The following is a 20,530-nucleotide window of genomic DNA, read 5'->3' on the forward strand; positions in this document are numbered from 1 at the left end:
GGTGGTGTTATTTTTAAAATTCTGCTATGACAAGTTTGTCTTCAAGGACTTGGTTTACAAAGTTTACGGTTGCTTCTCTTGATATAGGATTATGTCCGAGCTTTTTATTGTTGTATAATATGAACTTTATGTTTGAACTGTTTATTTCGTATTTATCTAAGAAACTACAAAATGGATCGAAGTGTCTAGTCATATCAGTCTCACATAATCTGTTTTGGATGTAGTAAATTTTAGGCACATATTTTTGTTTGCGAAATAAGCTTGTGATCGATAGTCTAAGTGCATATTGTTTTTTGATGTAATCGCGTGAACGGTTGGGAAATAGTTTTGTGTATAATTTTTCGACGTTCACTTTATCGTAACGATCTACGTAACATTGTGGATTGTTCACTACAGCAGTCGAGCCTTTATGCAATGTTGCTAAATACATAGACATAAAGCCACCTGCTGATGAGCCACAATAGACGACATTTTGTGATTCTATTTGGAGTGCTTGTGTGACTTGTTGCGCAATCTCAGAATAGTCTTTTAAGAAATGACGTTCTTCTCTTCCAACACCCCAACCTATACGTAATTGTTTATAATGGACTGTTCTGTCATCTATATAAAGACAATTCGCATTGAAATCTTCATGCCATTTACTTCTCATAAAGACAGGCGGTTTACTTTTAGACGGATCAATCGCGCCATTCGAAAATACAACTAATTTATGATTATCTTCTATAAGATTTAATTTGATATAGATGTCTAAATCATCTTTCATGATTTTCACAACTTGATGATTATGCGCCCATAAAAGGTCATTGTTCAAATCTTCGTAATTTAATGTTTCCATGATGTGAAACACTCCTAATGGTTAATATTCATTACAAATACTTAATATAAAATTCAATATAACAAAGTACTCTGGCAATTAACAATTATATAGTGGAAATTTACAAAAACTTAACAAAAAAGAGGCTAGGCATCATGCCCAACCTCTACTTAAAGGGATTAAATATTAAATAATCTTTGGAAGAATCCTTTTTTCTTAGGTTCTTCTTCAGTTTCTGATTTGATTTCTTCTTTTACTTCTTCTTCTTTGTTTTCTGAAGGTGTTGAAGTTTCGTCTACTGTCGTTTCAGGTGCTTTTTCTTCAGTAGATGCTGCTTTGTCTGTAGCTTCTTCTTTAGCTGTAGTTGCATCTTCTTCTTTCGTTTCTACTGCTTTATCAGTAGTCGTTTCTGGTTTAACAGCAGTTTCTTTATCTTCTGATTTCACATCAGCTTGAGTTTCTGATTTAGCTGGCTCTTCAGTTACATTAACTTTTGCTTCTTCTTTATCTTCTTGTTTGTTCGTTTCAACTGATTCACTAGAAGTCTTATCTTCTGAAACTACTTTAGAACTTTGTGGTTGTTCAGCTTGTTTCGTTTCAACTTTAGTATCATTCTCTTGAGCAGTAGCCTCTGATTGTTGAGGTGCTTGTAATGCTAAAGTCTGTTCTAGTTTCTGTTGTTGAATATGTACTTGTTGCAACATTTCACCAAGCATTTGTCTTTCTCTACGCATATGTTGAACTTCTAATCTTAATTCTTCAATTAAATGTTGTAGTTCAGGTGTTTGATTAGCAGGTTCGTCTTTAACAAGAACTTGTAAAAAGTCTTTCTCTTGTTCTAGTGTTTCGAATGCTTGGTCATAACTATTTGTTTCTTTAACTTTTTCAGCTATTTCTTGGAAAAGTTCAATATCTTCTTCTTGGAAGTCTGTCGCTTCTCTTCCACGATATTCTGTCTTAGAAAGTTGATATCCTCTGTCTTCTAAGTGCTGTACAATTTTTCTAACTTGCTTTTCACTAAGACCTACTTTAGTTGCGAATTCTTTAGTTAACATATTATAAATCATCCTTTATTTGACAGTAATTTAATAGGTAGGGTTGTCTATCGGCAGACAACCGTCACACTTCCCTTTATACATTACATGTTAATAACAGAAAGTTCAAGTATTTATTGTATTAATTGTGAAAAGTATTATATGCAAAAAAGAAATATGTTATTATTTAGGAGATTAGAACAATAAAAATTAATATTGGAGCTGTTAGATATGTCTAATAATACTGAGAAAAAAGCTTTTAAACCAATTTGGATTATTGTTAGTTTTGTTGTATTAATTGGAATATTGTTATTACCGACTTCAAACGACTTACCTGTTATGGCAAAATGTGCGCTAGCGATTTTAGCTTTTGCAGTTATTATGTGGGTAACAGAAGCGGTAACTTATCCTGTATCAGCGGTCATGATTGTTGGACTGATCGTTGTACTTATTGGATTTAGTCCAGTTCAAAATTTAGGAGATGCTTTAGGTAATCCGTCAGCAAATGGAAAAGCTTTAGAAGGAGATGCATTACTAGGTACAGGCAATGCATTAAAAATGGCTTTAAGTGGATTTTCAGGATCTGCAGTGGCACTCGTTGCAGCAGCATTATTCTTAGCTACAGCGATGCAAGTGACCAATTTACATAAACGTTTAGCATTACAAGTACTTTCTATTGTAGGAAACAAAACAAATAGAATTGTTATTGGTGCAATTGTAGTTTCTATTATTTTAGCATTCTTTGTACCTTCAGCTACAGCAAGAGCAGGAGCTGTTGTACCCATCTTATTAGGTATGATTGCTGCATTTAATACATCTAAGAACAGTAAATTAGCAGCATTATTGATTATTACAGCCGTGCATGCCGTCTCAATATGGAATATAGGTATTAAGACTGCCGCCGCTCAAAATATCGTTGCGATAGGATTTATTAATAAATCAATGGGGCAAGATGTTTCTTGGGGTGAGTGGTTCTTATATGCAGCACCATGGGCGATTATCATGTCAGTCGTCTTATACTTTGTGATGATTACTGTCATTAAACCTGAAGAGAAAGAAATAGAAGGTGGAAATGAATTAGTTAAAGCACAATTAAAAGAATTAGGACCAGTTTCAGCAAGAGAGTGGAGACTCATTACGATTTCTATTTTATTATTATTTTTCTGGTCTACCGAAAAAGTGCTCCATCCGATTGATTCATCTTCAATAACAATCATCGCATTAGCAATTATGTTAACTCCTAAAATCGGTGTCTTTACTTGGGAAGATGTTGAGAAGAAAATTCCTTGGGGTACAGTTATCGTATTTGGAATTGGTATCTCACTAGGAACAGTATTGTTGGAAACAACAGCGGCACAATGGTTAAGTGATAAAACATTTGGATTGATGGGACTTAATCACATGCCACTAATCGCAACAATTGCACTCATTTCAATATTTAATATTTTAATACATTTAGGATTTGCGAGTGCTACGAGTTTATCTTCCGCATTAATCCCTGTGTTTATAGCCCTAACACAAACATTAAATTTAGGAGATCAATCTATCGGATTTGTACTTATACAACAATTCGTGATTAGCTTCGGTTTCTTATTGCCAGTTAGTTCACCACAAAATATGCTGGCTTACGGTACAGAAACATTTACCGTTAAAGACTTTATAAAAACAGGCGTACCACTCACAGTTATAGGATACTTATTAATTATCTTGTTCAGCATGACATATTGGAAGTGGATAGGATTGATATAGAGGAGAAGATGTGAGTTAACGGCCAAGTAAACTCACAAGATCGTAAAACATGTGAGTTAAAGAGGAAATAAACTCACGAGATCATAAAAGATGTGAGTTAAAAGCCAAGTAAAATCACGAGATTGTAAAAGATGTGAGTTAAAGGCAGAATAAACTCACGAGATTGTAAAAGATGTGAGTTAAAGAGGAAGTAAACTCACAAGATCGTAAAACATGTGAGTTAAAGAGGAAGTAAACTCACGAGATTGTAAAAGATGTGAGTTAAAGAGGAAGTAAACCCACGAGATCGTAAAACATGTGAGTTAAAGAGGAAGTAAACCCACGAGATCGTAAAACATGTGAGTTAAAGGCGAAGTAAACTCACGAGATCGCAAAAGATGTGAGTTAAAGGTGAAGTAAACCCACGAGATAGCCAAAGACGTGAGTTAAAGGTGAAGTAAACCCACGAGATAGCCAAAGACGTGAGTTAAAGGCCAAGTTAACCCACAAGACTATAAAAAAGCCGTTCAATTCCCAAAAAATTGAACGGCTTCTTCTTTTCTCTATTTAAATTAATTGTCCGATAAATACGGCGATGATGATAATTGGAAGTACAAATTTAACTAAGAAATACCATGTATTCACAAAGAGTCTTCCTTTTTTAGTATCGCTCATATTTAATTCTTTCATAATGATTTCTTTATTGAATATATGACCAACGAAGAGGGTTACACCTAATGCACCTATTGGCATTAAGATGTTCGCGACTAAGTAATCCATATTATCGAAGAATGTACCGACTCCGAATGTAAAGTCTTGGAGTAACCCGTTTGAAAGTGCTGATGGTATCCCGAATATAAAGACTAATATACCAATGATATATGACCATTTCTTTCTATTATCGTTATTATTTTTAGTGATATTTGAGATGTTCAATTCTAATAACGAAATTGAAGATGTAATGGCTGCGAATAAAAATAATATTAAAAATAGTAAATAGAACAATTGCCCGACAAACATTTGATCAAATACTTGTGGAAGGACGATAAATAATAATCCTGGTCCTTGGTTAGGTTCTAATCCAAATGCGAAAATAGCTGGGAAGATGGCTAAACCGGCTGCTATTGATACAGCTATGTTCATCCATACTATGGCATTCGCACTTTTGACGATGTTTGTTTTACGATCTAAATATGAAGCGTATGTCATCATACCGCATGTACCCAGTGATAATGCGAAGAACGATTGTCCTAAGGCGTATAGTATACCTTCAGCACTTAAATCTGATACTTTTGGTTGAAGGAAATATTGAATTCCGTCTAAAGCACCGTCTAAAGTGATTGATCTAATAATGACAATTACGAACGATATAAATAATAGTGGCATCATGACTTTTGAAGCTTTCTCGATACCTTTTTCTACACCTTTACTGACAATAACTACAGTGAAAAGTATAAAAGCAAACTGACTCGCTAATGAATAAAATGGATTAGATATATAATCATTAAAGATGTTGCCGTAATTATGTGATTGCGTTAATCCAAGGCTGTCTAAAAGTGTACGTATAATATATAAAATGATCCAACCACCGATCACACTATAGAATGAAAACAGTACAAAGACTGTTAGATTTCCAAGCCATCCTACTAAATTCCAAGATGATTTACCGGATACTTTTTTGAAGATGTTAGTAGAATATGTTCTACCATAACGTCCCAATACAAAATCACTTAAAAGTAGTGGTAAGCCGACAAGTAATGTGAAAATAATAAATATTAATAAAAATGCGCCACCACCGTATGTTCCAGCCATGTATGGGAATTTCCATACAGCACCAATTCCTATAGCTGACCCGGCACTTGCTAGAACGAAGCCGATACTGGACGACCATTGAGATAAATTTTTCATATATATTCCTTCTTTTAATTTGATATTCACTTTAAAGCGGTAAAGCTTTTAAGTAAAAAAATAAAACTCACAGCAATGAATTTTACACTATATTTTTAGATAATGCAATATTAAAAAATATCGGCAACATAAGTTAGTTGCCGATAGGGTATTAGTATAAATAGAACGAATAAATAACTTATTCGCCGATTGAACCGTTACTTTCATCATTCCAAGCGATGATTCTATCTACTGGTAATCTACTTGAATCATGTGGTGGTTTAACACCTTTACCAATAGCAATTAAATGAGCTGGTACATATCTAGAAGTATCGATGTTTAATGCTTCTAATACAGCTGTTTTATCAAATCCGCCGATAGGGTTAGTATCATAACCGTGATCAGTCGCAATAAGCATTAATTGCATAGAAGCTAAGTTTGCATCCATTAAACCTTGTGCATTAAAGTAACTTTCATCAGCACTGCTAATTAAATTTGAGATTGTTTCAATAAAGTAATCTTTTGAATTTTCATCCATATAACCAAGTTCAACATTCTTCTCGTAAATATCGCTCACGTATTCAGCGTGTTTTAAGTCTGCAAGTACTAGAATAATTGCACTTGATGAATGTAATTGTCTTTGGTTGAACTGTACAAGATGGTCTAATTTTTGTTTTGTTTCTTCAGAATCGATGATAACAAAGCGCCATGGTTGTAAGTTGATTGATGAAGGTGCTTTAGTAGCAAGTGCTATCATTTCTTTAATTTCTTCTCTTGGAATTTTGAAGTTTGGATCGAACTCTTTAACTGACTTTCTTTTATTAATAATTTCAGTTAATGAAAGCTTTGAGTGTGTCATTTTATTTCTCCTTTTAGTATGATGTCATTATAATGCACCAATTAACTAAAAAAATAAAATGATTAGCTTACGAATTAAATTTTTTTAGGAGGGATTGTCATTGGAATCGAAAAAATTAATCTCAGAACTGGATAAACCGATTTTTCTAGCGGGTATGGCTGGAGGTATTACAACACCTGACTTAGTGGCTTCAGTTTGTAATGAAGGCGGCTTTGGACAAATCGGTGCTGGATATATGACGCCTGATGCTTTAGCTAAAGATATAGACCAAATTAGACAGATGACTTCTGAACCGTTTGGCGTCAATCTATTTGTGCCAGAGTATCCAGCTATTGATCATGAAAAAGTTGATTTTATGAATAAAATATTACATCCCATAACTGAAAAATTAAACAGCAAACAAATACAAGATGTTTCAATAGATGTGAATTTTGAGGACATGTTAAACGTGATTATAGATAAACATGTTGAATATGTAAGCTTTACATTTGGTAAGCCTTCAGAAAGTCTCGTTCGCAAATTACATGGCCGTCACATTAACGTAATAGGAACTGCAACAGATTTAAATGAAGCTCAAGCTTTGGAATCCATAGGTATAGATGCGATAGTTATTCAAGGTAGTGAAGCGGGTGGTCATAGAGGATCATTTGAACAATCATTGCCAGAAAATCGTCTCACAACTGAGCAATTGTTTAATCAAACGTATCCTTTAATTAACGTGCCATTAATAGTAGCGGGCGGTATCACGACACCAGAATTAGCGAAAAGTTATATTCAAAAAGGTGCTTATGCAGTTCAACTTGGGACAGCATTCTTAACAACGCATGAAAGTGGTGCACCAGATGTGCATAAAGCGCATATATTAAAAGCACACCCAGATGATATTATATTAACGAATACGTTTAGTGGGCGTTATGCAAATGGTATTATAAATCCATTTATACAGTATATGGAACAATTTAAAGATGATATTTGTCCGTATCCGATTCAAAATATATTAACACAACCTTTAAGAGGGCAGTCTAAAAAGTTAAATAATCCAGATTATATGAACTTATGGTGTGGTACAAATCCAGAAGGTGCTAAAGATGAAAGTGTCCAGGAATTAATGGAAAGATATCATAAAGTAATAAAAAGCTGACATCACAATCGATGTCAGCTTTTCTAATTTATAAATCCATAGATTCTAATAATTCATATACAAATTCTCGATCGTTTTCATTTCCGTGTATGTACTTGTTGATGTAACAAGAACGAATGCTCGGTGAGATAACGTCTTTTTGAAGCGGCAAGTATTGCTTAATATATAAATCTATTGGCGTAGGTGCTAATGATTTTTGTGGATTCGGTTGTATATAAGGGATGTCTTGTTGAACTTCATAACCATGTCTATTAAAGAAGTTCTTACGCAGAATCGCTTCTTCTTTACCACTGTTGTTCTCGTATGATTCTTCTCCAAACGATTCCAACATAATCATGTTAGCATCTCTTCCATGAACATCTTGAGCATGTTTATGCAGTTCTGCTTCAATTCTTTCCAACGTTTGTCCGCCAACACGCTGATTGCGGTATTCAGGATGTGTCATTAAATAAATAATAAAAGCTGAATTTGTTGTAGGTTCATAATGACCTGTAGACAAACTTACGACTGTGTCATCAATTAAACCAACTAAAAATATATAATGTTTCTTTATGTACTCAGATGTAAGCGAATGGATGAAGACGTGGCGGTCTTCTCGCACCTCTGCCTTGAAAATATCTTCATACATTTCTAATGCTTTTTTGAATAATGGATCATCGATAGATGTGACAACTTCAAAATTCATAGTTATGAACCCCTCATAATCAATATTTTATAATATTATAACATAAGATTTTAATGGTAGTACTATCGTATTGAGTAAATAAAAAGAGAGACCAGGACATTACATTATGTCCTAGCCTCTTAAGTTATTATATTGTCTTATTTAGGGTTATCATCTGTAGGGTTATTGATATCTGCTTCTTCATGTCTGACTTTTTCAGAGACATGTTCAGTATCTTGAACTTTATTTTTCTTAATGACGATTTCTTCAGATACGACATTTTCTTTTTCTACTTTTACACGTTCTTCGTGTAATGGAATGTGTACAGAATCATCATCATTAGCGTTAAAGTCTTCGTCTACTTTCTCATTAACAGGTCTACGTTCGATTGTTACTTCTTCACGTTCAACCGGTACATCAAATTCTTGTTCTTCTTCAACAACATGTTTATCTACAGATGCTTCACCTGTTTCAACATTCTCTTTGTCTACATTTAGACGTTCTTCATGAAGTTGAACAGATTCTTCATCTACATTGTTATCTTGCGTTTCATTATTGTAAGATGTTTCACCTACATTATTATCTTGTGTGACGTTGTTGTATGACTGCCCAGAAGTGTGAACATTTGTATCTTGCTCATCTTGGCTAGTAGAGAAGTTAGATTCACGTGTTGTTGTTTCATCTGATGTTGGTGGTTCAACACTTTCATTTGGTTTATCGTAGTTTAAGCTAGAACGTTCTTTTTCTACGTCGTCATCATGTACTCTTGAGAATGATGATTCATCTTCTCTTGTTAAATCTTGTTGATCTTTAACATTATCTGTTTCACCATATTGAGCTGTCGTATTTGTCGTTTCACGATTATTTAAGTCTTCTAAGTCTCTCTCATTATCGCTAGAGTAGACTCTTCTATCGTCTTGTACGTCATCTTCTGTTTCTTGTTGTTCTCTATGTTCATTCGCATATCCAGCTGCGCCAAGACCAGAAGCACCTGCTAAATTAGCTGAAGTTGATGTTTCTTGATGGTCGATGTTTGAATCATCCACATCATCGTGCGCTACATCTTCTTCATTAATATTATTGCCATATCGATTTGTATTTACATCTCGATCTGTCTCAGCTTCGTTATCGAATGATGGTGCATCTGTTTTTTCTGTATCTGCATTATCCACATCTTGAGTTAAATCATTTTCAGATACTTCATCTTGCTGATTAAATTCATCTTCTCTTTCAGCTTTATCAAAATCAGATGTTTCATTCACATCTTCCTCTTGATCTGAAGATGAATGCGCAGCAGCGGCACCAGCGCCCGCAGCACCTGCACCTAATCCAGCACCAGCAGCTGTACCTTTAGATACGCCACTATCTTCGCTCTCGTCACTAGAAAATGGTTTTGTATTATCGTAATGCTCATTTCCTGTTTGAGAGTCCTTAGGGTGATCTGAATCATAGTTTTCAGTATCACTTATATTGTCATTATCAACATATAGTAGTATTTTTCCGTTATTAAGTTCTTGTTTATAGCCATCTAATTCTTCTTCTGGTACATTTAAACTAGATAATACACGTTCTTCAGCACTTTCACCTGAGAATAGTGCAGTAATCTTGTCGCTAAATGAACCTCTAGAGTTCTTCACTTTAACATCTGTGTAGTCTAAAGAGTTATCGTCTAACTTGTCTTCGGAAATAACTTGTAAGTCACTTTCTCCGACACCTTCTTCTTTCAATTGATCAATACGTTGCAGTAAATCACTTTCGTTACTAAACTTTTCTATTTTACCCATACTAAAACCTCCATAAATTTGTAATGTGTAAAAATCTTATCAACAGTGATTATGCTCTAGGTGTTTACATACTTAATAAATATTGTCTACGTTAATACAATATAATTCTCAAATACCCTTGTGGAGGAGAATCAAACAAAATTCAATCAACTTTCTAATTATTTAGATTTTTCAGTTTATTTAAAACCTCTTAAAATAGCGCTAACATAAGGTTTTGCCTATTGTAAAAGTACTGATATTTTGTTATTATCAATGAATAATTTATTACTAAAAACTCATATAATCTGAAGAATATGGCTTTGGAAGTTTCTACCGTGTTGCCTTAAACGACACGACTATGAGTAAATGAATAACACTGGAATCAGACTATCCAAAATGGTGTGGTTTTATATTATTTTTTACTCATCTTACCTATTTTTTAGGATTAAGGTGTGTTTTTTTTAATCTAAATGAGGAGGCGAGTAGTGTGAGGACACTACAAGATAGGGTTAAAGAAGATGGTGTAGTCATCGATGAAAAGATTCTCAAGGTTGATTCATTTTTAAATCATCAAATTGATGCAAAGTTAATGTATGAAGTTGGTCAAGTTATTACGGAACATTTTAAAGACAAGAAAATCACGAAAGTACTTACGATTGAAGCGTCAGGTATCGCACCTGCAATAATGGCATCTTTACATTTAGACGTGCCATGTTTATTTGCGAAAAAAGCAAAACCATCTACAATGACATCTGAGTTTTATCAAACAGATATTCACTCATTTACGAAAAATACAACGAGTACAGTGGTTATTGCGAAACAATTTTTAAATGAAGACGACCATGTATTAATTATTGATGACTTTTTAGCGAATGGCGAAGCATCATTAGGATTACATCGTTTAGTTCAAGCAGCAAACGCAACAACATCTGGAATTGGAATTGTTATAGAAAAAAGTTTCCAACCGGGCAGAGAGAAGTTGGAATCTGAAGGACTAGAAGTCTTATCTCTATGCCAAGTTGCTTCATTATTAGGAAATACAGTCAAACTGGTAGGAGAATAACATGAAAAATTTCATCTTAAGTGTTCAACATTTACTTGCTATGTATGCTGGTGCCATAATGGTACCTATTATCGTCGGATCTGCTTTAAAATTCACACCTGAAGAAGTGGCTTACTTAGTTGCAATTGATATCTTTATGTGTGGTGTAGCAACATTTTTACAAGTATATAAAGGAATAGGAATTGGACTGCCGGTAGTCTTGGGATGTACATTTACAGCTGTAGCACCAATGATTCTAGTTGGTAATACACATGGTATCGGTGTGCTATACGGTTCTATATTTCTTTCAGGGATTATTGTAGTCTTAATTTCTCCATTTTTCTCGTATTTAGTAAAATTATTTCCACCTGTTGTTACAGGAAGTGTTGTTACAATAATCGGTATTACGTTAATGCCAGTTGCCATGAATTATTTAGCAGGTGGTCAAGGTGAAAAGAATTACGGAGACAGTAAAAATATATTCTTAGGTTTATTTACATTAGTGATCATCTTATTAATACAAAGATTATCTAAAGGGTTCATTAAATCTATAGCGATATTACTCGGTTTATTAATAGGTACAACCATCGCTTCCTTCTATGGATTAGTGGATACATCGAATTTAAGAACGTCGAATTGGTTGGAACTACCTAGACCATTCAGATTTAGCGGGTTTGAATTTGAATTTGGTACAACGATCGTCTTTGTCATTATTGCAATCGTTAGTTTGATTGAATCAACAGGCGTGTACCATGCTTTAAGTGAAATTACGAAACAACCTATATCAAGAAAAGACTTATCAAAAGGTTATAGAGCTGAAGGGATTGCGATTATAATTGGTTCAATCTTTAATGCATTTCCTTACACAGCTTATTCTCAAAACGTTGGACTTGTATCATTGTCTGGCGCTAAAAAGAATCAAATCATGTATATGATGGTTGCATTATTAATCGTTTGTGGCTCAATACCTAAACTCGGTGCATTAGCAAGCATGATTCCATTTCCAGTATTAGGTGGTGCAATGATTGCGATGTTTGGAATGGTTATGGCATACGGTGTGAAAATGCTTGGTGGTATAGACTTTAACAAACAAAACAATTTACTCGTGATTGCCGTATCGGTCGGGATTGGTGCAGGTATTACAGCAGTACCTCAAGCGCTTGAAACATTTGGAGAAGAATATGCTTGGTTAACACAAAATGGTATCGTATTAGGTACTTTCTCAGCTATTATATTAAATTTATGTTTTAATGGATTAAACAATCAACAAAACAGTGAAAATGTGAAATAATAAATATGAAAATAAATTAGTGGAGGTTATATTCATGTGGGAAAACAAATTTCAAAAAGAAGGCTTAACGTTCGATGATGTATTATTAGTACCAGCAAAATCAGAGGTATTACCAAGTGATGTAGACTTAAGCGTATCTCTTTCAAAAAATATTAAGTTAAATATTCCAATCATTTCAGCTGGTATGGATACAGTTACTGAAGCTAAAATGGCGATTGCTATGGCAAGACAAGGTGGCTTAGGCGTTATTCATAAGAACATGTCTATAGAACATCAAGCAGATGAAGTACAAAAAGTTAAACGTTCAGAAAATGGCGTTATTACAAACCCATTCTTCTTAACACCTGATGAGCAAGTGTACGCAGCAGAAGCATTGATGAGTAAATACCGTATTTCTGGTGTTCCAATCGTTAATAACGAAGAAGATATGGAACTTGTCGGTATTATTACAAACCGTGACTTAAGATTTATCGAAAACTTCTCAATTAAAATTTCTGATGTTATGACTAAAGAAGATTTAGTAACAGCACCAGTTGGCACAACGTTAGAACAAGCAGAAGAAATTTTACAAAAATATAAAATCGAAAAACTTCCATTAATTTCTGAAGAAGGTAAACTTAAAGGATTAATTACAATTAAAGATATTGAAAAAGTAATCGAATTCCCATATGCAGCAAAAGACAGTGAAGGACGTCTACTTGTTGCAGCGGCATTAGGTATTGCTAAAGATACACCAATTCGTGCTCAAAAATTAGTAGAAGCAGGAGCAGATGCACTTGTTATTGATACTGCACATGGTCACTCTAAAGGTGTCTTAGATGTCGTTAAACATATTAGTGAATCATACCCAGAAGTTACAATTATCGCAGGTAACGTTGCTACAGGTGAAGGTACTAAAGCATTGTTTGAAGCGGGAGCAGACGTCGTTAAAGTTGGTATTGGACCAGGTTCAATCTGTACAACTCGTGTCGTTGCAGGTGTAGGTGTACCTCAAATTACAGCTATTTATGATTGTGCAACAGAAGCACGTAACTATGGTAAAGCAATTATTGCTGACGGTGGTATTAAATTCTCTGGTGATATCGCGAAAGCTTTAGCAGCAGGCGGAAACGCAGTTATGTTAGGTAGCTTACTTGCTGGTACAGAAGAAAGCCCTGGACAAACAGAAATTTTCCAAGGTCGTCAATATAAAGTTTATCGTGGTATGGGATCACTTGGTGCGATGGAACAAGGTTCTAAAGACCGTTACTTCCAAGAAGATACTGCAGCTAAGAAATTTGTACCAGAAGGCATTGAAGGTAGAATTGACTTTAAAGGCCCATTACAAGATACAATTTATCAATTAATTGGCGGTATTAAGAGCGGTATGGGTTACACAGGATCAGCTAACCTAGAACAATTAAGAGAAGAAGCTCAGTTTATTAGAATGACTGGCGCAGGCCTTAAAGAATCACATCCACATGATGTTCAAATTACTAAAGAAGCACCAAACTACTCATTTTAATTAAAGGAGAACTACAATTATGGAAATGGCTTTTGAACAAGAGTTAATTCTTGTATTGGATTTTGGTAGTCAATATAATCAATTGATTACACGTCGTATAAGAGAAATGGGCGTATACAGTGAGTTACACGACCATGAAATCTCAATCGAAGAAATTAAAAAAATGAATCCTAAAGGTATTATACTTTCAGGTGGACCTAATTCAGTATACGAAGAAGGATCATTCACAGTTGATCCTGAAATCTTTGAACTAGGTATTCCTGTTTTAGGTATTTGTTACGGTATGCAATTAATGACTAAACTATTAGGTGGTTCTGTAGAAAGAGCTAACGAACGTGAATACGGTAAAGCAACATTAAACGTTAAATCAGATGACGAGTTATTCTTCAGCTTACCTAATAGTCAAACAGTTTGGATGAGTCACAGTGACAAAGTAATCGATATTCCTGAGAACTTTGAAATCATTGCAGACAGCCCAAGCTGTCAAAATGCAGCAATTGAAGATAAATCAAGAAAATTATACGGTGTACAATTCCATCCAGAAGTAAGACATACTGAATACGGAAATGACTTATTAAGAAACTTCATTCGTCGTGTTTGTGAATGTACAGGAAACTGGACTATGGAGAACTTTGTTGAAATCGAAGTAGAAAAAATTAGAGAACAAGTTGGCGATCGTAAAGTATTATGTGCGATGAGTGGTGGCGTTGATTCATCAGTTGTAGCAGTATTACTTCATAAAGCAATTGGTGATCAATTAACTTGTATCTTCGTAGACCATGGGTTGCTTAGAAAAGGTGAAGGCGACATGGTAATGGAGAACTTTGGTGAAGGATTCAATATGAACATCATTAGAGTAGATGCCAAAGATCGTTTCATGAGTAAATTAGCTGGCGTTTCAGATCCTGAGAAAAAACGTAAAATTATCGGTAATGAATTTGTATATGTATTTGATGACGAAGCATCAAAATTAGAAGGCGTAGATTTCCTTGCACAAGGTACGCTTTATACAGATATCATTGAATCAGGTACAAAGACTGCACAAACAATTAAATCACACCATAACGTAGGTGGATTACCAGAAGACATGCAGTTCCAATTAATCGAACCAATTAATACACTATTTAAAGACGAAGTACGTGCACTAGGAATCGAATTAGGCATACCAGAACATTTAGTATGGCGCCAACCATTCCCAGGCCCAGGTTTAGGAATTCGTGTATTAGGTGAAATTACTGAAGAAAAATTAGAAATCGTAAGAGAATCAGACGCAATTCTAAGAGAAGTCGTGCGTGAAGAAGGTCTAGAAAGAGATATTTGGCAATACTTCACAGTATTACCAGATATCCGTTCAGTAGGTGTTATGGGAGACTACCGTACATATGACTACACAGTCGGCGTACGTGCAGTAACATCAATAGACGGCATGACAAGTGACTTCGCAAGAATTGACTGGGAAGTCTTACAAAAAGTATCAAGCCGTATCGTAAACGAAGTAGACCACGTAAACAGAGTAGTCTATGACATTACATCTAAGCCCCCAAGCACAATCGAGTGGGAATAAGATAATAGTAAATATTAAGGATAGAAACACCGTAAATTTGGTGTTTCTATCCTTTTTTTGAACAATATATTATAAAGCCGTTTAGAGCGTAAGTGATAATGAAAAAACGATTTAAAATAGTATATTGTTCATATAATAACATTGTATTATTATATTGTTAACTACACTATAAATGGATGTAATTTGAGGGGTATATAAGTAATGTTTTTACTAACTTAGTGATCCCCATAAAAAGGGGTTAAATAAAAAAGATAAAGTAGTAATTCGAATTTTCTTATAGGGTAATTATCTAGGAACACCTAGAATATCCAAATAAAATGTTAAAAAATTGAAGTTAAAACTTATTATATAAGGAGTGAAAAGCATGGGGAAAACTAGAGGATTAAAGAGGAAATTTAATGATGCTTTTAGTGATTATAAAACGCGTTTAACACATTATGATGGCTATGCAGCGTTATATGTTCCGCAGATAACCTATAAAGAAAATAGAATAAACGGTTACAAAGTATCAAAATTTCTTGTAGAAAATACAATAGAGAACATGCCGAATGAAGCCTATTATCTTTATGTATTTGATGAAAATAATGCTTTAAATAATCATGTAATAATAGCTGATGAAAAAGAAACATTAGATTTAGGATTACATAAAGATAGTAATGGTAGAAAGCCAGAGTATATTAAAAATTTAGAGGAAAATTACAAACTTAAGTTTGAGAGACATTTAGCAACTTGGGAAATGGATAAAATAGAATATTTTAATTTAGAGAGTGAAGATAAAGAAGATATACTATACACCGAAAAAAAAGAACAGAAAGTAATAGCAGTCACAAATATTTTATGGATAAGTGATACTATTGTAAATTAGTATATTTTATCTAGTAAATAGCAATAACTAGAATGATAAATGAATATCATATTAGAAGTTATTCATTAATTTATTTAAGCGTTTCATATGTTTGTAATTTTTATTTTTGATATATTGGAATATATAGACAAGGAGGCGTTATGAATGTTCGTTGCACAAGCAATTTTTTCTACTAAAGATGAGGCATCTAAGGCTATATTAGATAATAAAGCTAGTCATGCTAAACAAGATTTTGAAGGTTTTGAGGGCTTTATTGATGCACAAGTTTGGAAGTCTGAAACGGGAAGTAAGTTAGAATACGCGATTGTTTCTAAATGGAATGATAAGAAAGATTTTCAAGCTTGGATTTCTAGACCTTCTCATGTTGAAGAACATAAAAACATGAGTAAAGAAAAGAAAGAAAACGAAGAAGCGAAAGTTTCAAAAATCGAAAAGCAAATTAAAAAATACGAACTTGTAGATTAATAAGTAAGTTATTTTAATGAGCTTATAAAATAAAAATCACGAGTGATTTTAGATGGATGTACCTTTAGTCACTCGTGATTTTTTGTAGAAGTTATTCTTATTTCTGTAAAATTTTGTATAATAAAAGAGAACTTAAGTATATATAAATACATTCCTAAGTTATAATTTGAAACGTTTATTAGGAGGGAGTGGCGATTAAAAAGTTACTAGTATTATTATGTATATTTATCGTAGTTGTGGTCTGTGTGATGTTGTTTATATCAAATAGAACTGATAGTGATCATGATATTCGGAATTTCACTTCTAAAAATGGAACAGAAGGTGAATATTTAATTTATCCTGTTAAGAACGCTAAGGGAATATTAGTGTGGTTACATGGTGATGGTGCTTATGAGTTTCATCATCCTGATTCAGAAGTCTATTTAGCTGGGAAAAATGGCATCCGTCAAGTTGCTAAAGAAAAAGGGTTAACTTTAGTTGTACCGAAGTCTGTTAACGATGAAGAACAATGGTGGAAAAATGGAGAAGCCAATGTGCAATATTTAGTTGAATTGATTGCTTCTTTACCAAATCATGAAAAATTATGGATAGGTAGCTTTTCGGGCGGTGCAGAAACAACAGCATATTGGATGTTAGATAAATTACCAGAACTAAATGTTCAATCAGGTGGCGCAATAATGTTTGGAGGAGGAGGTTCTCCAAAGAAAGAAGGGATTGCCACTCATATTGAAAAGTCACAACATGTAAAAGGATCATTCCCGTTAACATGGATTGTTGGCGAAAATGATCACGTAGGAGGTAAGACTGAAGATGACCCATTTGATGCTTTCTTTACAAGTAAAGAAGGGGAAGCATTTTACGCTCAAGAAGGCTGGGAAACGAAGAGGGTTGTCTTAAAACATTACAGTCACGTATTGGCGAATGGAGAAGTCGGACTGTATGGGAAATATTTAAGAGAATATATTCAGTGAAATTTGTTAGATTATATTATCACTTGAAATTATATATGTGTGTTGTATCATGAAAGTGAATAATTACACTCGAGGAATTTTAATATAAATTTGAGGGGGTGATAATTATAAAGCTAGGGTTTGGAAATTGTCATATTTGCGTAGATTGAATGTTTAAACGAGAAGTTATCGCAAGTAAGTACTCAAAATTTAAGGAGTGATTGATTATGCGTAAAGTAAGTAAAGTACTTTCAGCAACGGTCGTCTTATCAACTCTTGTAGTAGGGTCTTCAGCGGTGCCTATCACAAATTGTAGTTCAGATGTTCAAGCAGCAGAAAAAGTTCAAGAATGGGGTCATGGTGAAGGTGGAAGTGGTGTTAGTACAGAAAGTACTTCAAATACACAATCACAAATACCATGGTATAACTATGAAGGCTATACAACATATGATCCAACATTTACATTAGATTATAATTTTGTTCGCGCAATGAAATATGATAATTTTACGCTCAATGGCTATAAAGCAAATCCAAAAGCTAACCAAAATCATGCTTATACATTAGATTCTTATGGTTCTCAAATAGATTTTAATGAGAAAGATCAAGTTATCCAAATGGAATTCAATACTAAACCACACGCAGTCACTAAAGCACAGTTTAAAAAAGCGCACGCATCAAATGATAGTACAGCAGAAGGAAAATCCGAAGATGGTGGTACATTCATACCTTATAATACAAATAACGGCGCTTATAAAGCCTACTTTGATAAAGATGGTTATTTAACACATATCCGTATTGGCCAATAGTGTTTGATGATGTGACTGATTATATATAAAGAATAGACAATCCTCTAAACTTTTGGTTTAGAGGATTGTTTTTATATGTTCAATTTCTGGTTCTTCTAGTTCGTGTGCGCCGTCGAGTAGTTCGAATTGAACGGTTTTAAATAATGGTTTAAGTTGTTCTGATAGTGCTTTTACTTTGCCGGGTATTGTTAAATAATCGTTTGAACCTGTCGTGATAATGACGGATGTTTCTTTATAAGTTTCGGTAATATGATAGTCGAGGTATGATGGGTGCAGCAATAAGATTTGGTCAACTTTAATAAGGTGTTGTTCCAGTAATCCTAATATGAAATTCGCACCGTTTGAATAACCTAAAAATATAACTTTTTCATAATCCTGTTCTTCGATAAATGTATTCCAAAAATCTATAAAAGATTTGGTTTGTTGCTCGAAGTCATGTCGGTCTAATTTGTTGTTCTGAAGCGGTGCAAAGAAACGTCTTTCTTGTCCTTCGCCAACACTACCTTGTATGCCTAAAATGTTAGCTTCAGGGTTTAATATACTTGAAAAAGGAAGAAGTTGGTATTGATTGCCACCTGTTCCATGAAAAAGTACAATTAAAGTATTGTTATTGGGATTTTCTTGTAAGAAATATTCCATTCTATCTCCTCCATAAATGTGAAAGGGCTGTTGTTTATGAATCACAATTCAATTATACATCATGTATCTATTATAAATCATGATGCAGAACAATCATTCAATTTTTATCGTAATATATTAGGTCTCAATTTACTAATGAAGACTGTTAATCAAGAGAACTATGAAATGTATCATGTTTTCTTTGCGGATAAATATGGGCGACCAGGTACAGAAGTGACGCTTTTTGAAATGAAAGAAGGTAAAGATAATCAGTTTGGTGCTAATGCTTTTGATCGATTGCTTTTTAAAGTGCCTTCTGTAGAATCGTTGAAATATTGGGAAGCACGGTTTGATGAATATGAAGTGTGTCATTACGGTATTGAATTTTACACTGACCGCAGTCTAATTCGCTTTGAAGGACCGGATAATACGCCACTCGGTTTAATCGTCATTTCTGATCAAGAAGATGTCCATCAATTTAATACAGATGAAAAAAGTACCGTGCCAGTAGAATATCAAATACTTGGTCTAGACTCTATACATGCACGTGTCCGATATCCTAAAGCAAGTATAGATCATTTCCAATCATTATATAATTGGACATCAGCAGGTCAGCAGACATTCTTTGATACAGATTTAACTGTTGAGATTTTGCATAATCGTAATCAAGATATGTATCATGAAATACATTTTATTTATGACACATTTAATCCACTTGAAGACCAAGGATTTGGCGGTATACATCACGTTGCTATTTCAGCTGAAGACGAAAGTGAATTGCAAGAAATTGAAACAGCTTTAGATAAATTAAATATGGTCCATTCACCAATTAAAAATCGAGGATTCTTTAAATCCATTTACTATAGAGATCCGAATCAACTGCTATTTGAAGTTGCGACTTTAAAGCTTAATATGAAAGAAGTTGTCTTTGAAGACAAAGCATTTCAAGACATCCCGTTATACTTACCAGAACATTTAGAAGAGAAGCGCGGATATATAGAAAAGCAATTACAAAAATAGAATTGAGCAAAATAAGGAATCATTAATATTAGAAGTGTTTGAAATATGATAGGTATAACCATATAATATAATTAACATCGAAAATTATATTTGAGGGTTGATATTTATGGACATATTCACTAAAATTTTTGTAGAAAAACCATTTCAAGTTTTCCTTTGCATTCTTATTCCATGGTTATTGCTAGTGATCATACTGTGGGATGAGCCAAACACAAAATCAACAGTATTAAAATTTAGTATAGTAGTGATACCACAATGGGTGTTTATCTTTAATACTATGTCAAAAAACTTAGATAAAGAACTTAATGAAATAATTAAGAAGCATAATATTTCGAAAGATAAATTATTTCAAATAACAAGATTAACAAACTATGAATTAACAGAAAACGAATGTCAATTTAAGTTTCATGTTTCACCAAGAAGAAAGAAAAAGTATTTAAATATGTTGAAAGAATATTATGAGTGAATAATAAAACCAGCACAAATCACAAGCGATTTGTGAAATTTTGCTGGTT

19 protein-coding genes and 1 riboswitch are annotated in these 20,530 nt (G+C 33.8%); of the genes, 12 read left to right on the forward strand and 7 right to left on the reverse strand.

Annotated features, from left to right (window positions below; all coding sequences use genetic code 11):
* Positions 1-13: 13 nt before the first annotated feature.
* Together LQ673_RS11950 and LQ673_RS11955 are read right to left on the reverse strand one after the other, a co-directional pair.
* Entirely contained in the window at positions 14-835 is an 822-nt protein-coding gene (locus LQ673_RS11950; protein ID WP_239705815.1) for a YqiA/YcfP family alpha/beta fold hydrolase, read from the reverse strand.
* 158 nt (positions 836-993) lie between these two features.
* Positions 994-1,869: a prolipoprotein diacylglyceryl transferase gene (locus tag LQ673_RS11955; RefSeq protein WP_239705816.1), complete on the reverse strand. Its 876-nt coding sequence runs from the start codon at positions 1,867-1,869 to the stop codon at positions 994-996.
* A 210-nt stretch (positions 1,870-2,079) separates the two neighbouring features.
* Here LQ673_RS11955 and LQ673_RS11960 point away from each other — a divergent pair, with 210 nt between their 5' ends.
* The gene (locus LQ673_RS11960) at positions 2,080-3,597 is read left to right on the forward strand and encodes a DASS family sodium-coupled anion symporter (protein WP_206166554.1); all 1,518 of its coding nucleotides are present in this window, start codon (positions 2,080-2,082) and stop codon (positions 3,595-3,597) included.
* A gap of 546 nt (positions 3,598-4,143) precedes the next feature.
* On the opposite strand, the gene LQ673_RS11965 is transcribed toward LQ673_RS11960, so the two are convergent.
* The gene (locus tag LQ673_RS11965; RefSeq protein ID WP_204255241.1) at positions 4,144-5,484 is read right to left on the reverse strand and encodes a sodium-dependent transporter; all 1,341 of its coding nucleotides are present in this window, start codon (positions 5,482-5,484) and stop codon (positions 4,144-4,146) included.
* Between the two features lie 178 nt (positions 5,485-5,662).
* Positions 5,663-6,322, reverse strand: a complete 660-nt coding sequence (locus tag LQ673_RS11970) for a nitroreductase family protein (protein WP_048540236.1) — start codon at positions 6,320-6,322, stop codon at positions 5,663-5,665.
* 100 nt (positions 6,323-6,422) lie between these two features.
* Between LQ673_RS11970 and LQ673_RS11975 the strand changes: the two genes are divergently transcribed.
* A complete protein-coding gene (locus LQ673_RS11975) occupies positions 6,423-7,463 on the forward strand; it encodes an NAD(P)H-dependent flavin oxidoreductase (RefSeq protein ID WP_239705817.1) in 1,041 nt (346 codons plus the stop codon).
* A gap of 28 nt (positions 7,464-7,491) precedes the next feature.
* Here LQ673_RS11975 and LQ673_RS11980 read toward each other — a convergent pair whose 3' ends face one another.
* Together LQ673_RS11980 and LQ673_RS11985 are read right to left on the reverse strand one after the other, a co-directional pair.
* Positions 7,492-8,148 (reverse strand): GNAT family N-acetyltransferase, encoded by a 657-nt coding sequence (locus LQ673_RS11980; RefSeq protein ID WP_037589426.1) that lies wholly within the window; start codon positions 8,146-8,148, stop codon positions 7,492-7,494.
* Between the two features lie 137 nt (positions 8,149-8,285).
* Positions 8,286-9,911, reverse strand: coding sequence for a DUF2382 domain-containing protein (locus tag LQ673_RS11985; protein ID WP_239705818.1), 1,626 nt, complete (start codon positions 9,909-9,911; stop codon positions 8,286-8,288).
* Positions 9,912-10,166: 255 nt separating this feature from the next.
* A riboswitch (purine riboswitch) is annotated at positions 10,167-10,269 on the forward strand.
* A 108-nt stretch (positions 10,270-10,377) separates the two neighbouring features.
* Here LQ673_RS11985 and xpt point away from each other — a divergent pair.
* The 8 genes from xpt to isaB all read left to right on the forward strand — a co-directional run bounded on the left by xpt (position 10,378) and on the right by isaB (position 18,377).
* The gene (gene xpt, locus LQ673_RS11990) at positions 10,378-10,953 is read left to right on the forward strand and encodes a xanthine phosphoribosyltransferase (protein ID WP_037589423.1); all 576 of its coding nucleotides are present in this window, start codon (positions 10,378-10,380) and stop codon (positions 10,951-10,953) included.
* A 1-nt stretch (position 10,954) separates the two neighbouring features.
* Complete coding sequence (locus LQ673_RS11995) at positions 10,955-12,223, forward strand: nucleobase:cation symporter-2 family protein (RefSeq protein WP_232180823.1); 1,269 nt, start codon at positions 10,955-10,957, stop codon at positions 12,221-12,223.
* Positions 12,224-12,257: 34 nt separating this feature from the next.
* Positions 12,258-13,727, forward strand: coding sequence for an IMP dehydrogenase (gene guaB, locus LQ673_RS12000; protein WP_037589421.1), 1,470 nt, complete (start codon positions 12,258-12,260; stop codon positions 13,725-13,727).
* A 19-nt stretch (positions 13,728-13,746) separates the two neighbouring features.
* Complete coding sequence (gene guaA / locus LQ673_RS12005) at positions 13,747-15,291, forward strand: glutamine-hydrolyzing GMP synthase (protein ID WP_037589419.1); 1,545 nt, start codon at positions 13,747-13,749, stop codon at positions 15,289-15,291.
* Between the two features lie 364 nt (positions 15,292-15,655).
* Positions 15,656-16,156: a hypothetical protein gene (locus LQ673_RS12010; RefSeq protein WP_239705819.1), complete on the forward strand. Its 501-nt coding sequence runs from the start codon at positions 15,656-15,658 to the stop codon at positions 16,154-16,156.
* Between the two features lie 144 nt (positions 16,157-16,300).
* Positions 16,301-16,621: an antibiotic biosynthesis monooxygenase family protein gene (locus tag LQ673_RS12015; protein WP_037589416.1), complete on the forward strand. Its 321-nt coding sequence runs from the start codon at positions 16,301-16,303 to the stop codon at positions 16,619-16,621.
* Positions 16,622-16,809: 188 nt separating this feature from the next.
* Positions 16,810-17,592: a hypothetical protein gene (locus tag LQ673_RS12020; RefSeq protein WP_239705820.1), complete on the forward strand. Its 783-nt coding sequence runs from the start codon at positions 16,810-16,812 to the stop codon at positions 17,590-17,592.
* Between the two features lie 206 nt (positions 17,593-17,798).
* Positions 17,799-18,377: an immunodominant staphylococcal antigen IsaB family protein gene (isaB, locus tag LQ673_RS12025; protein ID WP_239705821.1), complete on the forward strand. Its 579-nt coding sequence runs from the start codon at positions 17,799-17,801 to the stop codon at positions 18,375-18,377.
* A gap of 57 nt (positions 18,378-18,434) precedes the next feature.
* Here the strand turns inward: isaB and LQ673_RS12030 are convergent, their stop codons facing one another.
* Entirely contained in the window at positions 18,435-19,016 is a 582-nt protein-coding gene (locus LQ673_RS12030) for an alpha/beta hydrolase (protein WP_239705822.1), read from the reverse strand.
* A gap of 36 nt (positions 19,017-19,052) precedes the next feature.
* On the opposite strand from LQ673_RS12030, the gene LQ673_RS12035 reads away from it, so the two are divergent.
* Both LQ673_RS12035 and LQ673_RS12040 read left to right on the forward strand, forming a co-directional pair.
* Positions 19,053-20,015: a VOC family protein gene (locus LQ673_RS12035; protein ID WP_239705823.1), complete on the forward strand. Its 963-nt coding sequence runs from the start codon at positions 19,053-19,055 to the stop codon at positions 20,013-20,015.
* 106 nt (positions 20,016-20,121) lie between these two features.
* On the forward strand, positions 20,122-20,481 hold the full coding sequence (locus tag LQ673_RS12040; protein ID WP_239705824.1) for a hypothetical protein: 360 nt from the start codon (positions 20,122-20,124) through the stop codon (positions 20,479-20,481).
* The last annotated feature ends 49 nt before the right edge of the window (positions 20,482-20,530 follow it).

Source organism: Mammaliicoccus sp. O-M54, assembly GCF_022386035.1.
GTDB classification, from domain to species: Bacteria; Bacillota; Bacilli; order Staphylococcales; family Staphylococcaceae; genus Mammaliicoccus; species Mammaliicoccus sciuri_A.

Excerpts from the sequence above, each read along its gene's own strand:
- LQ673_RS11950 (WP_239705815.1), bottom strand. The coding sequence starts at position 835 with ATGGAAACATTAAATTACGAAGATTTGAACAATGACCTTTTATGGGCG.
- LQ673_RS11955 (WP_239705816.1), bottom strand. The coding sequence starts at position 1,869 with ATGTTAACTAAAGAATTCGCAACTAAAGTAGGTCTTAGTGAAAAGCAA.
- LQ673_RS11960 (WP_206166554.1), top strand. The coding sequence starts at position 2,080 with ATGTCTAATAATACTGAGAAAAAAGCTTTTAAACCAATTTGGATTATT.
- LQ673_RS11965 (WP_204255241.1), bottom strand. The coding sequence starts at position 5,484 with ATGAAAAATTTATCTCAATGGTCGTCCAGTATCGGCTTCGTTCTAGCA.
- LQ673_RS11970 (WP_048540236.1), bottom strand. The coding sequence starts at position 6,322 with ATGACACACTCAAAGCTTTCATTAACTGAAATTATTAATAAAAGAAAG.
- LQ673_RS11980 (WP_037589426.1), bottom strand. The coding sequence starts at position 8,148 with ATGAATTTTGAAGTTGTCACATCTATCGATGATCCATTATTCAAAAAA.
- LQ673_RS11985 (WP_239705818.1), bottom strand. The coding sequence starts at position 9,911 with ATGGGTAAAATAGAAAAGTTTAGTAACGAAAGTGATTTACTGCAACGT.
- LQ673_RS11995 (WP_232180823.1), top strand. The coding sequence starts at position 10,955 with ATGAAAAATTTCATCTTAAGTGTTCAACATTTACTTGCTATGTATGCT.
- guaB (WP_037589421.1), top strand. The coding sequence starts at position 12,258 with ATGTGGGAAAACAAATTTCAAAAAGAAGGCTTAACGTTCGATGATGTA.
- guaA (WP_037589419.1), top strand. The coding sequence starts at position 13,747 with ATGGAAATGGCTTTTGAACAAGAGTTAATTCTTGTATTGGATTTTGGT.
- LQ673_RS12010 (WP_239705819.1), top strand. The coding sequence starts at position 15,656 with ATGGGGAAAACTAGAGGATTAAAGAGGAAATTTAATGATGCTTTTAGT.
- LQ673_RS12015 (WP_037589416.1), top strand. The coding sequence starts at position 16,301 with ATGTTCGTTGCACAAGCAATTTTTTCTACTAAAGATGAGGCATCTAAG.
- isaB (WP_239705821.1), top strand. The coding sequence starts at position 17,799 with ATGCGTAAAGTAAGTAAAGTACTTTCAGCAACGGTCGTCTTATCAACT.
- LQ673_RS12030 (WP_239705822.1), bottom strand. The coding sequence starts at position 19,016 with ATGGAATATTTCTTACAAGAAAATCCCAATAACAATACTTTAATTGTA.
- LQ673_RS12035 (WP_239705823.1), top strand. The coding sequence starts at position 19,053 with ATGAATCACAATTCAATTATACATCATGTATCTATTATAAATCATGAT.
- LQ673_RS12040 (WP_239705824.1), top strand. The coding sequence starts at position 20,122 with ATGGACATATTCACTAAAATTTTTGTAGAAAAACCATTTCAAGTTTTC.